This is a genomic window from Proteus sp. G4380 (assembly GCF_963885725.1).
GTDB lineage: Bacteria > Pseudomonadota > Gammaproteobacteria > Enterobacterales > Enterobacteriaceae > Proteus > Proteus mirabilis.
In genome coordinates this window covers 12,952-26,903 of the sequence record NZ_CAWPAV010000053.1, presented here as the reverse complement: position 1 = coordinate 26,903, position 13,952 = coordinate 12,952, and the positions used below count along the sequence as shown (strand labels likewise).

Below are 13,952 nucleotides of genomic sequence, written 5' to 3'. Positions count from 1 at the left end.
CCTTAATTCAACGCGCCCCACTCTTCCAAATCCGCAGGTGTCATCACATTGCCATTATTAATCGTGATATTTCCATATTGCCTGCGGTTATCAACGCTGGTTTGATTGTTATTGATCTCTTTACTCAAACCACCTTTGTTAATGCCTTTTAACTCACGCCCTGTTAATAATGACGGCTGATAATCAAAACGGCGGTTTTGATGGTTCACTCCCATATCCGTTGGAATAATAGGTGATGGGGTGTTAGTGACCGATGTTTGCGTTTCTTTTAAATCAATATTCACACCAGGAAGATAATTTAACTTACTGGCCACCGCATTAAATACACTATTAAAAGATTTACTGAGCCAGTCCCATAATCCATCAAATACCCCTTTTATAGATTGAGTTATACCGTTAAAACTGTCAGCGATAGAAAAGTTTTTAAACCAATTGCAAAGCGCGTCCCAACCATCGGCAATCACACCCCACACTGCAGAAAAAAGTTGTGATGCGTTGTTGCAGATATCAATAAAATATTGCACAGGCGACAGTGAGAAAAACCACTGGCACACGTCGCTCCATCCGTTCATGATGTCCGTACCGAGTGTGTCCCATTTTTTACCAATCCATTTCGCACTACGGATAAAAATATTGGCCATCATCATGACTAATTTAATCGTCATTCTAAACGGGAACGTCAGCACCTCAATGGCTTTAGCAACGGTTTTACCAAATGCCTGCCCCGCAACTTTAGTTTTATTGAGCGACTTTTCTGAAAACTGGATGGGGGTCAGTAAATCCGTAAACCATTTAAAAACGCTTTTTACCGCATCCCATACCCCACCCAATGCATCACCAATTTTTTTAAACATCGGAGACATGGGGGTCATCGAACCAAACGCCTCCGTAAAGCCTTGCACAAATCCTTTAAAAAATGCTTTGATGGGTTGCCAAAATTTCACAACGGCGATCGCAATTAAGGCAAACAAGCCGATTAATAATAAAACAGGCCATGTAATAGAGGTAAATCCTAATGCTGTGGCAAACGAGGCCATTTTGGTGATGTTTAAAAATCTCGTTAATTTGGCGAGGGAACCACTAAAAAATCCTGTGGCTTTTGTCACTAAATCGTATTTGCCTTTCATCAAGGACAATAACACTCCGCCCGTTTTCCACAATGGCAAAATACCGACCCATAGCAATCGACCAACCCCCAATACGATATTGGCCATCGCCCCCATGGCCGTAAATGCAATAAACCCCGCCACCACATAACCAATAGCACGGGCAATATTGGGGAATAGCTTCAACCAACGCACGAGTATTTTCCCCATATCAGCAATTTTATTCACCAGGGGCACAATCACGGGTAACAGTGTCATGCCCACGGCAATGCGGATAGACTCCCAAATCGACAATAACCGCTCCCACGGATTAGCCAACATACTGGCCATTTCTGTGGCACGTTTCATGCCATCATCACCGCCTAATGCGGTAATATTTTTACGTAATACCTCGACGTTATTAAACAGTGATTTCACGACAATAGCGGAATCGCCAAATGCGTCCTCAATTTCTTTTTGAGCCTTTAAATTACCTGCAATGGACTTGCCATATTTTCCTTGTAACTTTTCCAGCATTTCAGGCATCGTCAGCATTTGCCCTGACGCATTAACAAACGATAGACCGAGTTTTTTAGCCCCGTCCGTTGCCCCTGACAGAAACGACTCATACGCGCTACTGGATTCTGTGCCTAATGAACGTTGCAACTCGCCTAATACGGCTAACTGTTCATCAATACCGACACCAAATTGCGTACCTGCAGAACGCGCCCCTTCCATCAAATCAGTAATTTCAGCCATCGACGTGCCGAAGGTTTGCGACATAATAACGGCCTTGCCTGCCAGCTCTTCTGCGAACGTCACTTTGCCCACGCTGTCGGCGTAGCCTTGAAACTGAGAAAACATTTTGCCCATATAGGCATTGGATTCTTCAGCCGTAGTTTTTAGTGCTGATGCCGTAATGTTGCTGATTTTGGTTAGCTGCGGGAGTTCATTATCTGAAATGCCACTAATGGCCTTTCGGATAGAGAGAGAGGACTCAACGAATTGCACCGCCGATTTACCGTATTGCGCACTGAAAGTGAGTGCTTCATCGGTGATTTTTTTCATTGCGCCATCATCAACACCCGTGACTTTCGCCATATCAAGGGCATCTTGAATCGCTAACGCGGGATCTAAGACGTTTTTTAACGCAAAGACGGAGCCAGCCAAGCCCGCCCCGCCGACTGCGATATTTTTAAACGCCTGTTGTGAGGTTTCAGCAAATTGAGTCACACCTGCTTGCACGGCCTTCAAGGGCTGAGTGACTTTATCAATCATGCTGAGTGTAAAATCTAATGTACTCATCATTCACCCTTGAAAGCTAATGCAATGCCATTTGCGACCGCGATGCGGTGATTTTCTGTGAAGTGATTATCTAGCCAAATTGCGCATGCGAAGCTGTCGATATCATCCTGCTCATGAGGGAGATAGTGCCGTCGTAACGCCATATATTGTCCGAGGGCACTGCGTTCAATCGCTTCGACTCGCGCCGTTAGTTTTTTAGTTCAATATCCAGTTTTGGCGCATATTCTGAGTTTACTTTTTCCAGTAACTGCATTGCCGAACCAGGGATATTTAAAATATCGGTTAAGGCTTCTTTGCTTTCAGGGGCAATAATTCGGCGCAAATAGGTAACAGTAGGCGCCACTTTATCGTCGGCAGAAATCGCATTTAACCAGCCATTGTACGCGGTCATATTGGGTTCAAAAACCAGCTCTTTGCCCATCACGACTAAAGTAATTGTGTTTTTCTTGGTACTCATTTTTCCATCCTTTGACGAATTTCGTCCGTTAATTGGTTGTGCCTCACAGCACATTTTCCGTAAATTTCAACATATTCTAATAATACAGTGGCTAAATCCGCCCCAGTATTACCGTTTAACTTTGGTAATGTTGTCGGGCATTTTGTCAGTAGATTTTCCTGATAGGGTACGTTCGGCACTGTCGATTGCTTCGTTGTACATCCTGACAAAATCATCACTAACACAAAGGTTAGTGAACACAGGCTTAATAATTTCGGTGCGTATTTCAGGCGGTTGCACATTGGCGAGTTCCTCTAATTTATTTTCTAACGTCCTTGCTGATTGACTCGCTAAATCTTGTTGAGCCTTTAAACTGGCGTTATTGACTTCATTCGCCGTTTTTAATGCGACTAACTCAAGGCTGTCTTGATACCAACCCTTAACCAGCCAGCCCGCCGAAAAAGCCAGAATAAACGCAAAGAAGATCGCCGTTGCTTGTTTCATATCCGATTAAACGCCGTTTCAAAAACCTTGTCTGAATAAGGCTGTTCACCGTTTTCAACCTGTACAATCGCTTTTGCTAAAGAAATAACGGTCTCTTTGTCGTATAAATTCAAGCACGCTTGGCGATTAAATCCGGTTTCTTTGCACACACGTTGGATATAGTTTTCAGTGTGATTATTATCCGATGCAGGTGCCCAACGTTCGATAATTTCTTCAATAGTATCTATTTTCCCACAACCCACATTTTGCTTACCATTGTATTTTGAGTAAGTCTGCAATAGTTTCATCAGTGCTCTAATACCGAATTCGGGCGAGATAAATTGCACAAATTGAGTATCATTTTGCTCTGCAGACATTCCCTGCCATTTAGAAGCACCATGACGGATATTGCCTGGATTATTATTACGAATTCCGCGTGTCATTTTTTTAACTTCCCTGTTAATAAATCACTGCCTCGTTTTTTCAGCCACAATTCCACTAACTGAAAGCCTGCAATGCCTAATGCTGAACCTAACCCCGTAATCGCTAAAGGAGAAATACCAGGGATCCAAATCAGTAATGCTCCCGCCATTAATGACACCGCTGAACCTAAAATAACGCGCCCAATAAAAAGACGTAGCGTAATAGGTTCACTCCCTGACATCATTTTACCAATAGCTATCAGTGCCCCTAAGATAATCAGTGAAATCAGTGTTTTATTATGTTCTTCCATGAACATGTCCTTTATTACAGTTTGTCTGTTAATTCAGACTCTAAGTATGGAATACCGTTAATACGCACAAAGTCCGGTGAGGTGACAATAAATTTAATTTTATGCGTCATCACAGCACCGCCTTTCGGGTCAACGTCTAAAATATCGGTGACGTTTAATTTACAGCCGAAAGACTCAACCTTAAGTTCCTCCGTCCCCGCTTTCGCGTACCACATCAAATCGACTAAAGGAATGGCACGCCAAGAGCCAGCACTACGGGCTTTAGCGGTAATGACGTTGAGGTATTTAGTGGATAATTCCAGCTCACCCTCTGCCGACACATCCCCATTCACATAACCATCAGGCACACCATTCGTTTGAGCGACACCTGTATTGTCTGTAATCGATAGACTGACTTTCTCAACATGAACTAAATCACCGTCGATATTAAAATCAATCGACTGCCCCGAAATCCGTTTTCCGCTCATTATTCATTCTCCAATGACGTGTCTAACAGGATGCCAATGGTGATCCCTTTCGGGCATTCATAGGTTCGCACCGTGATATACACTTCAACGTTATTTTTGTTTTTCCATGTAATAACCACATCACCCTCTTTTGGCGGTTTCACTTCACCAGGGAAACTTACTCCGTTAATTTGCGTACTGCGTGACATTTCACGTAATACTTTGGCAAAGTAGGCTTGATGGGCTTCAATACTGGATGGGGTGCTGTTTAAACTGCGGTCGGCAATTTTAGCAATGGCACGAATACGCACTGTGCGCGCGACTTTATCAACAACACGCAAGTTTTCGATTGACTGATAATCACCGCCTTCAACGTCTAATGTGCGACCGTCAGACCAATAAATGCCGTCATAGTCTGGATACCACATCGGCACACTAAAACGCTGTTTTTCCAATGCCTGCAGTGTTGCTAAATCAAGGCTTTTACCCGTACCGTCGAGCGGTAAATACGCACTACCTAAATCGGTTAATGCGCCTGTTTTGACTCGTGCGGGGCTATCAGCAATGGTCACTGCACGGTTACATAATCGCCCTGCTAATGCTCCCACTTCATTACCCCATAACATTGGTACTAATTGAATGGAGGGTTCCGCTTCCCCTTTTGATAAAGCAGACAAGCGTTCAACATAGCCTGACCACGTTTCATCGTCTTGCGTTGCACCGACACCCAAAATGGCAAACAGCCAGCGCCCATGTTTAGCAATTAAATCCGAGCGTAAGGATTTAGCCGATTGAATAACGGCTTTCGTCGCATCACCCACTAATACGTAGCCTTCACAACTGGCGACCACTTGTGCATCCATCACCGCGTCAACAAATGCCAATTCTTCGGCATCTTCTGCTAATACATGCACATAACCTGACCAGTTTTGACCTGCGTTACGCATAGCCGATAACACGTTACTTTTTAACGGGCTATCTGGCGTTCCTAACACCTCATCGAAATCGGTTTGCGTATTGACCGCAATAGTTTTACCAATATTGGTTTTTCCTTTACCAATAAACAGCAAAATGCGTTCAATTTCTTTTGTTTCGCCTTGCAGTTGGTTATGTTGATTAACCTGAACAGTTGGCCACATAGTAAATTCCTTTTTTATGCACCGTAGCCGATGCCTTGAAGTTGTCTCTCTAACGCTTTGATAAAATCTTCATCACTGATGCCTAAAAACTCACGACTGGGGATATCTACCTCCCAACTGGTTTTTTTAGGTTTATTTTGTAAAAGACGAATTAATAACCCCGCCTGAAAAAAACGCATCTTTCCCGCAATCTCTTTTAAAGGAGGCTTTACCCAACGCTTTCCTTTTTTGACTTTATAGCCCAACGCCCGTAATTTTTTGGCTTGTTTCGGTGTTGCGGTAGGTTCTGGCTTCTTCTCACTCGTTGCTTTTCGGATATTATTATCGTTGGCATTTTTACGATTAATTTTTGCTGTCATACCATATTGCTGGCTATATCCCACGACACCAGCACCCACAGGTTTACTGCCATTGCGATAATTTCCGCCCCCGAGATAAATGCGGACTACGCCTTTTTCGGGAATTTCACGAATTTTTAATAGTTTAGGCATTTTACGGAGCATCTTTTTTTTGTAGTTACCATGTCGCCCTTGCCAAGCCTCACCATCAGGTGTCTGCTGATTTTTTACCGCGCGTTTTGAAGCAACAATCACACCATATTTCGCAATTCGCCAAAGTAACCGCTGGCGTTTTTTCGGTGGTAATTCCAACTTTTTAAGCTGTTCTCGTAGCTTTTTTAATTGTTTTTCGTTTAATTGCCCTTGAATGCTCATTTCACACCACGGGGGATCACATCAATATTTTCAGCAAATAACACTTCAGGATTGGCTAATGACCAACGTTTACCGTCAAATGGCACGAGGCCTTTCTCATCTTCTTTTAACACAATGGCATCACTTAATTTAAGGGTGACTACAACCATCGCGATATCATCGTCAATCACATCAACATCAATCGTCGGTGGTTCATCATCGAAATCAGGTTCGGTAAAATCCGTTTCTAAATCTTGATACCATGCCTCAATTAATACGGGGATATAACGTGTATCAATTTCACGATAAGGCCAACGTCCCCACGCAATTACCGCATCATATTCTTGCGTTAAAATTTGATATTGTTTTTCGCCTAAATCATTGTGAGCGCGTTTAAATGTAATATCATCCATCTCACTACTAAATTCGGTTGCAAATACAGGTTCAGGCAAATTTGCACGTAAGAACGCCGTCAATTTTTGTAGTCGGGTCATATCATTTTTACCGTAATGCGAGGCAACTGTTTCATATTGCGAATAACAAAAGTTGATTCCGCTAATAATCGTGATCGTAATTCGTCGCTTTCTTGCTGTGGATTGGGCGCTCGACTGACAATCGACAAATATTCACCCAATAAATCCGCTTTTGCCCTGGCATAAACGGCTTTTTTATATTGCGCACAAAGGGCATTCACCCCTTTTATTTTTGCGCCTGGGGCGTCTTTTGCCTGATTAACACCTTTTGATAGCCAATAACTTTTTACGTCTTTTAATTCACAATTAATTTCTGTGACCGTGGTTAATAATGCATCAGCAATAAAATCAGCATCGATATTGGCGGGAATAGCGCGACTTTTTTGAAAATCACCTAAATTTAAATCAGGCCAAAATTCATCATTTGTCAGTTCTTCATTTTTATAGGTAATGCCATCGCCATTTAACATATTATTCGTCCTGTGTTACTTACTGGCTAAAAATTAATTTCAATAACAAAATAATAATTTTTAGTGAAATAACCGTTCCCCAATTAATTGGTACTGATAAATTAATATCTGCTGATCCACAAAACCAATTCCAAATTAATAACAAAAACCATGCATCTATTAGCACTAAGCAGATAATTATCGGAATTATTACAATGAGTAGGATAATATTTACAATTAATTCCATTTAATAATCTCTGCATATTTAAATAAAAAACGGGCGAACAGGTTTCCACGACCAATAACAATCAAATTGTTTTGTCTCCACCCTGCCCGTTTTGGCTTGCGGTAGTCTTTACTCTTGCTCTAATGCCCGTAATCGTGAAGCGATACGTAAACGATGCGTTTTAACCCCACTTTTCGGGTTTAATTGATGCGCCCTGGCAAGATAAGCATCGGCTTGATTCAGTGTATCGACACAATCAATCGCGCTAGCTCTTACATCGCCAACATCGCCTTTTAATAACTCTAAGGCGTGGAATTTAAACCACTTCGCCTGTATTTTTTCGTGAACTCGCCAAATTTCCGTGACATTCTTAAATGTCCTTGAAAAATAAGGCTCAATGGGGTTTCCTGCTTCCGCTTCTAACTGTGCCCATGCGAGTATTGTGTCAGCCACAAAAGCAGGGAAACCGCTTTTAAAATTGTCGGGGGTGCGCTGTCCTTGCGCTATGGCAATATCTGCCCAGTCCAATCCTTTATCGAACTCCCCCACATCAAATAGCCAAATGACGCAATACACAAAAATCGGGTTTTGATACACCTCGCCTTCATCTAAATAGCGTTGTGCCGTCGGTAGATACATAGGCAATAATTCGTCTCGTTTCATTGCCACACGTTCATACGTTTGATTCAGTGCTCGCAGTCGTTTGACATCCCGCTCAATGGCACGCGCTTGAAGATGCATACTTTCACCGTCAGCAATAGCAATAGCCTGTCGCTGTTCGAGCTTTTGTTGCATTTCAATTTTTTGCCTGTGTCTTTGAGCAGGTGATAGCATGACGCTTAACCTTCTACTTTTTCAGTTGGTTCAGTTACTTTACCGATGGTGACAGCAGACTCATCAATAGCTGCATAAAGTTCTGGCTGTTCAAGGGCGTAACCTTCATTACGTAGATATTTATTTTCGTACTGCTTGCGGTCTTCAACAAATTCTGCTTTACGCTGGCGTGTATTACGTTGCGTATAAATATGTAGATTTGTTGGAATAGTGACCACCATACGCTTGCCTGGCATAAATGGCGGAACCATAGCTGGACGTCCTGCAATTGTAGAGCCTAGCATTTGAGCAGCAATTTTCTCCGTTGGCTTATCAGCACCTTGATATAAGCGATATTGTTCTGCTGAAACTAAATCGGGTCCTACCATGACCACAAGTCGTGGATCATTTCTGAACTGTGGCGGAATGCAGGTGTTAATCAAATCTGACGCCATAGCATCTAATGAACGATAATCGCCATTATCATCTAATGAAATAGCATCCGTCAGAACCTGAGAGCCTCCCTTCCACTCTTTAGCAATTTGATGCCAGCCTTTATTAACATCTTCACCATTAGGGTATTTTTCTGCATTGGTATCTTCAGCAATATGATTACCATTCCAACCAATACGGATCATATCAAGGGCAAATGATTCTTGAATAAAGGCTTGCATACGATTAATAAATTCATTTTCACCGCCCGCATTAGCCCAAACTGATAACATCTCCCACGGCATAAACGCCCCAGAATCTGTTTCAACCAATTTGTACTCATTGCCTTCAACACCGACTTTACGACCAAAACGCCCTGTCTTTGAACGTCCAGTAAAAAGACCTGGGTTACCGACTGGAACAACCTGCCCAACTAATTGATCAACGTCAGCCACCGTAATCAATTTCAAAAATTCGGCAGACTCCAATAACGCATCTCGTAGCTGTGTATCTTTAGGGTCTGTCAGCCCGAAATATCGATTAACATTGGCGACGCCACAAGATGCCGAAAAAGCCCTTTCATAAGCATCTAAAAGCTCACGAATTCGTTGATTATTTAATGACATCACTTACCCCTTACACTAGGTTAGCAAAGCGTTTTTCTTTACCGCCACGTGGATTTTTCCCAGGGATACGCGATGCCACTGTATCCAACTTGCTAAATTTACCTAAAATGGAAGATAAGTTATCTTTCAATTGTTTAAATTCAGGTGTATCAACAGCATCTTTGATAACTTCCACATCATCTTCAACATCATCTACTTTTTCTGCTGTTGAAATTAGTTGTGTTTCAATTGCGGTAACACGAACTTCAAGTGCAGATAATGCCTCAGCCAGTGCTTGCATTGCATCACTAGCGCCTGTTTCTTCGGGTATATCATCAACACTTGGCTCTTCAATATTGAAGATACTACGCCAGCCCTTTCCCTTAGCCATCTTTTCTTCCTTAAACTGTTTTACTTCATCAAACACTAATGGTTTTAGTGCACCATAACGAAACTTCTTACCGTTTTTATTAAACTGTAATCGGTCAGTGCCAACGCTGGCAGGTGAACACGTTACCCCTAACCCTTCGAGATAGGTTTTCCCTGTCCCCCGAAAATTACCTGTTGGGGTAAATTCCGCTGAGGTAAAGAGCAATTGACCATCGCGATTGGCTTGTAATAAATGCTGATTAGGACGCAATTGCGCATAAAGCTTTAATGTTCCTTCTTCGTCGCGTTCCGCTTTTAGCGCTAACACTTCCCCCATTGAACCAAACCAGCGCTCATGCTCAGGCCAAATGCATGCAGTATATAAATGACGGTCATAGAGTTCTGCAGACTCTAAAATCCAACTTTCCTCAATAATTCGACCATCTACGGTATCGCCCGCAGTCGCAATACAGAGCCAATTTGTCATTAATTGTGACATTACATAGCATCCCCCATCCGTGGGTATTTTTATCAATTCCGTTTGAGGTAACAGTATTGCGAAATTCCATAAAATGGGCGAATGGTTAAATTTGGATATGGCGTATAACCAAATTCCTCCCAACGCCAGATAGAATCTGACTAGGCATAATGTTTTACATTATGGCGAACTCACGATATTCAGATGAATTAATAGGAGTAGCGAAATCGCTGTACCTGCGACGCTATACTCCTGCAGAAATTGCAACCGAACTTAATTTGCCGAATCGGCGGATCGTTTACTATTGGGCTGAAAAAGGGAATTGGCAGGATTTACTCAGTCATGAATCGGTTTTAGATGCGATTAATCGACGCATTATTTTGCTCAGTGAGCGAAATAATAAGACCGTTTTTGAACAAGAGGAATTAGACCGTTTAATTAACCATCATATCAAATTGATGGCACAACAAAATAAACACGCCGAGAAGCTGGCACAGGCAAAAGCACAAAATCAATCTGGCTACTCAAATGACAATGAGTCTGACGATGGCGAACCAAGGAAGAAAAAACGCTATCGTAAAAATGATATTTCCGAATTAACAGAAGAACAATTTCAGCAATTTGCTGACAATATGCTGTTTGGCTATCAAAAACATTTACGCAATAACATTAAAAAATCTATTCGTAATATATTGAAATCACGCCAAATCGGAGCGACTTGGTATTTTGCATTTGAAGCGCTGGAAAATGCGGTACTCACAGGTGACCCGCAAATTTTCTTATCCGCATCAAAACCGCAAGCTGAGGTTTTCCGCTCCTATATTGTCAATATTGCAGAGCAATTTTTCGGCATCACATTAACAGGTAACCCAATTCGTTTAAGTAACGGGGCAGAACTCCGTTTTCTTTCTACCAATAAAAACACCGCACAAAGTTATTCCGGTCATTTGTACTGTGACGAATATTTTTGGGTACCGAACTTCAAACATTTAAATGAAGTTGCTAGTGCGATGGCGACCCATGATAAATGGCGCACCACCTATTTTTCTACGCCTAGCTCAAAAACCCATCCCGCATACCCATTCTGGACAGGTGACGAATGGCGCGGAAATGAAAAAGAACGCAAAAATGTTAAATTTCCGACATTTAAAGAGATGCAGGACGGCGGACGAGATTGTCCTGATGGTCAATGGCGTTATGTCATTACGCTGGAAGATGCGATTAAAGGTGGTTTTAACTTAGCATCCATTGATAAGTTGCGTAATCGCTATAACAAAGACACGTTTAATATGTTGTATATGTGTGTCTTTGTCGATAGTGGCGCATCTGTATTTAAATATAACGATTTAGAAAAATGTTGGGTTGATGTGGGGCTATGGGAAGATCACTTTCCTGATGAACCGCGTCCATTTGGTAATCGTGAAGTTTGGGGCGGTTATGACCCTGCCCGTTCGGGTGATACCTCCGCCTTTGCTATTTTAGCACCTCCTTCTGTGCCTGGTGAACGGTTCCGTGTTCTGGCCGTTTATTACTGGCAAGGTATGGCATGGAAACATCAAGCAAAAAAAATCCAAGAACTTTATAGTCGTTATCGCTTCACCCATATCGGCATTGATACGACAGGTATCGGTCATGGTGTCTATGAGATGGTGCAAGATTTCGCACCACGCGAAACAATGGAAATTCGTTATAGCCTCAGCATGAAAACCCAACTGGTTTTAAAAATGGTCGATTTAGTCGATGAAGAGCGCATCGAATGGGATAGGGAACAAAAAGAAATCACTGCCAGTTTCTTGGCTATTCGTCGAGACACAACCAGCAAGGGCGGTGCTATGACATTTGTGGCTGACCGCAGTATGGAAACAGGTCATGCTGATAGTTTTTGGGCTATCGCTCATGGCGCAATCAATGAACCGTTGAATACTGATAATCAACGTAAATCAAAATGGATATTTCAAAAGGCATCGTAATGGCTAAGAAAAAATCACGGAAGAAATTATCGGTTCCGGTTACCGATACCCCTAAAAAAAATATGAGTATTATTACACTGGGCAAACCCGAGCCGATATTAACAACGCATACGGACTATCAAAATATCTGGTATGACAATGAACATGACCATTATTCACTCCCGATTGATAGAACTGCCCTCGCTCAATTAGTTAACTTAAATGCCCAACATGGCGGGGTAATTTATGCGCGTCAAAATATGATTTTGTCTGATTTTTTAGGTGGAGGACTGAGCCACGAACAGCTAAAAGCATCGGTAATGAGTTATCTCATTTTTGGTGATACAGCTATTCTAAAAGTACGAGATTATTGGGGGAACGTCATTCAACTGTTTGTGTTGCCCTCACTTTATCTTCGTTGTCGAAAAGACAATGATTTTGTTATTTTGATGGAAGGTGAACCGTTAGTTTATCCGCCTGAAGATGTCATTTTTATCAAGCAATATGACCCACAACAGCAAGTATATGGTATTCCTGATTATATCGGTGGTATACATGCAGCTCTCTTAAATAGTGAGGCGACTATTTTTCGTCGTCGGTATTACCACAACGGAGCACATACAGGGGGTGTTTTTTATTGTAACGACCCTTCACTGACTGATGAAGTGGAAGCCAAAATCATTAAAAATCTGGAAAATAGTAAAGGAATTGGTAATTTTTCTACCATGTTTGTGCATATTCCCAAAGGCGATCCCGACGGGATTAAATTTATGCCGATTGGGGATATTTCAGCCAAAGATGAATTTAATAATGTTAAAAATATCAGTGCTCAAGATATTTTAACCGCCCACCGTTTCCCTGCGGGACTGGCGGGGATTATTCCTGGTAATGTTGGCGGACTGGGTGACCCAATAAAAGCCCGCGAAGCCTATCGACAAGATGAAGTTATCCCTGTGCAACGTATGTTTGAGAATGCCGTCAACAGTGACCCTGAAATACCGTTGCATTTGCATATTAATTTTAAGAAAGATAACGACCGTTTGGGTGCAGAATGAGACAAAAAAAGGTAAAATTACGTCAGTTCGATTATTTTGGAGTTCGGAATATGAAAGTGATGAAAGTCCTCTGTCCCGCATGCGGTGAAAAGGCAATCATAAGAACAACAAATAGAAAACATCGCCAATTTGCAGACCTTTATTGTCAATGCACGGACTTAGAATGCGGGATGACTTTCGTTTTAAACGTCACTTTTAGTCATACGCTAAGCCCTAGTGCGAAAGACGTGAATAAAATGATTGATAAACTGCTACCGGATAATAAACAAATGGCGCTTGATTTACTCAAAGCGCCCATTGCTTAAATTATTGAGCCACATTGTGTGGCTTATTTTTTTCCAATAAGTCCACTCTGGCATTGTCAGCTAACTCAAATATTAATGATAAAACGATATCTTTTTCCTGTGATGTGAAAGAATCAAAACTGCCTACTTTTGCGATAAGTGCAATTCTTTCAAATGCTTCCATGCTTTTTATATTATCTGTCATTATCATACCCTTAAAGAATACTGTATGAATAAACAGTATAATAACTTTATGATTTTTGTGAACCCCTAAGTGATAATAATGTGAGATATATTTACTTATTGCACATTCATAGATTACCTATCCTCGCTCATACCAATAAATTTACGATATTTATCTGCAAGGAAAAAATAGAATGCTATCAAAATATAAAATGGCCATAGCATGGAATAATCTATCGCTGAACCTAAGCTATATTTTTCATGATAGCTTTTTTTAGACTTTATAGTTCTGTGTATAAAAAGAACTATTGATATCA

At 41.6% G+C, this 13,952-nt stretch carries 19 protein-coding genes; 3 read left to right on the top strand and 16 right to left on the bottom strand.

All coding sequences use genetic code 11. The features are described from left to right. Window positions 1-2: 2 nt before the first annotated feature. From AACU98_RS04700 to AACU98_RS04630, 15 genes are all read right to left on the bottom strand, one after another. Window positions 3-2,390, bottom strand: a complete 2,388-nt coding sequence (locus AACU98_RS04700) for a phage tail tape measure protein (protein WP_112843690.1) — start codon at window positions 2,388-2,390, stop codon at window positions 3-5. Then, window positions 2,390-2,533 carry a DUF6890 family protein gene (locus AACU98_RS04695; RefSeq protein WP_162837603.1) on the bottom strand — a complete coding sequence of 48 codons (144 nt, stop codon included), beginning with the start codon at window positions 2,531-2,533 and terminating at the stop codon, window positions 2,390-2,392. The genes AACU98_RS04700 and AACU98_RS04695 overlap by 1 nt, the downstream gene beginning before the upstream one ends. 44 nt (window positions 2,534-2,577) lie before the next feature. Further along, on the bottom strand, window positions 2,578-2,847 hold the full coding sequence (locus tag AACU98_RS04690) for a putative phage tail assembly chaperone (RefSeq protein ID WP_049220759.1): 270 nt from the start codon (window positions 2,845-2,847) through the stop codon (window positions 2,578-2,580). Next, a complete protein-coding gene (gene lysC, locus AACU98_RS04685) occupies window positions 2,844-3,062 on the bottom strand; it encodes an Rz1-like lysis system protein LysC (protein WP_075205690.1) in 219 nt (72 codons plus the stop codon). Before lysC ends, AACU98_RS04690 begins: the two co-directional genes overlap by 4 nt. After that, window positions 2,956-3,330, bottom strand: coding sequence for a hypothetical protein (locus AACU98_RS04680; RefSeq protein ID WP_102780817.1), 375 nt, complete (start codon window positions 3,328-3,330; stop codon window positions 2,956-2,958). The genes lysC and AACU98_RS04680 overlap by 107 nt, the downstream gene beginning before the upstream one ends. Then, window positions 3,327-3,752, bottom strand: coding sequence for a structural protein (locus AACU98_RS04675; RefSeq protein ID WP_071233399.1), 426 nt, complete (start codon window positions 3,750-3,752; stop codon window positions 3,327-3,329). Before AACU98_RS04675 ends, AACU98_RS04680 begins: the two co-directional genes overlap by 4 nt. After that, a complete protein-coding gene (locus AACU98_RS04670; RefSeq protein WP_036907276.1) occupies window positions 3,749-4,042 on the bottom strand; it encodes a phage holin family protein in 294 nt (97 codons plus the stop codon). Before AACU98_RS04670 ends, AACU98_RS04675 begins: the two co-directional genes overlap by 4 nt. Window positions 4,043-4,056: 14 nt before the next feature. After that, window positions 4,057-4,509: a DUF2597 family protein gene (locus tag AACU98_RS04665; RefSeq protein WP_036907273.1), complete on the bottom strand. Its 453-nt coding sequence runs from the start codon at window positions 4,507-4,509 to the stop codon at window positions 4,057-4,059. Continuing rightward, a complete protein-coding gene (locus tag AACU98_RS04660; protein WP_112843689.1) occupies window positions 4,509-5,627 on the bottom strand; it encodes a DUF2586 domain-containing protein in 1,119 nt (372 codons plus the stop codon). The genes AACU98_RS04665 and AACU98_RS04660 overlap by 1 nt, the downstream gene beginning before the upstream one ends. A 14-nt stretch (window positions 5,628-5,641) precedes the next feature. Then, window positions 5,642-6,340, bottom strand: coding sequence for a hypothetical protein (locus AACU98_RS04655; RefSeq protein ID WP_071233401.1), 699 nt, complete (start codon window positions 6,338-6,340; stop codon window positions 5,642-5,644). Continuing rightward, a complete protein-coding gene (locus AACU98_RS04650) occupies window positions 6,337-6,813 on the bottom strand; it encodes a phage tail protein (protein ID WP_071233402.1) in 477 nt (158 codons plus the stop codon). The genes AACU98_RS04655 and AACU98_RS04650 overlap by 4 nt, the downstream gene beginning before the upstream one ends. Then, window positions 6,810-7,262: a head completion/stabilization protein gene (locus AACU98_RS04645; protein WP_049220751.1), complete on the bottom strand. Its 453-nt coding sequence runs from the start codon at window positions 7,260-7,262 to the stop codon at window positions 6,810-6,812. The genes AACU98_RS04650 and AACU98_RS04645 overlap by 4 nt, the downstream gene beginning before the upstream one ends. Window positions 7,263-7,596: 334 nt before the next feature. After that, a complete protein-coding gene (gpM, locus tag AACU98_RS04640; RefSeq protein WP_049212293.1) occupies window positions 7,597-8,301 on the bottom strand; it encodes a phage terminase small subunit in 705 nt (234 codons plus the stop codon). A gap of 5 nt (window positions 8,302-8,306) precedes the next feature. Next, entirely contained in the window at window positions 8,307-9,338 is a 1,032-nt protein-coding gene (locus AACU98_RS04635) for a phage major capsid protein, P2 family (protein WP_036907256.1), read from the bottom strand. A gap of 10 nt (window positions 9,339-9,348) precedes the next feature. Beyond that, window positions 9,349-10,185, bottom strand: coding sequence for a GPO family capsid scaffolding protein (locus AACU98_RS04630; protein ID WP_049212290.1), 837 nt, complete (start codon window positions 10,183-10,185; stop codon window positions 9,349-9,351). Window positions 10,186-10,346: 161 nt separating this feature from the next. On the opposite strand from AACU98_RS04630, the gene AACU98_RS04625 reads away from it, so the two are divergent. From AACU98_RS04625 to AACU98_RS04615, 3 genes are read left to right on the top strand one after another with little or no spacing between them, the layout of a single operon-like run. Next, window positions 10,347-12,134, top strand: a complete 1,788-nt coding sequence (locus AACU98_RS04625) for a terminase large subunit domain-containing protein (RefSeq protein ID WP_036907251.1) — start codon at window positions 10,347-10,349, stop codon at window positions 12,132-12,134. Next, window positions 12,134-13,168: a phage portal protein gene (locus tag AACU98_RS04620; RefSeq protein ID WP_112843688.1), complete on the top strand. Its 1,035-nt coding sequence runs from the start codon at window positions 12,134-12,136 to the stop codon at window positions 13,166-13,168. Before AACU98_RS04625 ends, AACU98_RS04620 begins: the two co-directional genes overlap by 1 nt. Next, the gene (locus AACU98_RS04615) at window positions 13,165-13,473 is read left to right on the top strand and encodes an ogr/Delta-like zinc finger family protein (protein WP_036907246.1); all 309 of its coding nucleotides are present in this window, start codon (window positions 13,165-13,167) and stop codon (window positions 13,471-13,473) included. Before AACU98_RS04620 ends, AACU98_RS04615 begins: the two co-directional genes overlap by 4 nt. Before the next feature lies 1 nt (window position 13,474). On the opposite strand, the gene AACU98_RS04610 is transcribed toward AACU98_RS04615, so the two are convergent. After that, window positions 13,475-13,657: a hypothetical protein gene (locus tag AACU98_RS04610; protein WP_036907243.1), complete on the bottom strand. Its 183-nt coding sequence runs from the start codon at window positions 13,655-13,657 to the stop codon at window positions 13,475-13,477. Window positions 13,658-13,952: the final 295 nt, after the last annotated feature.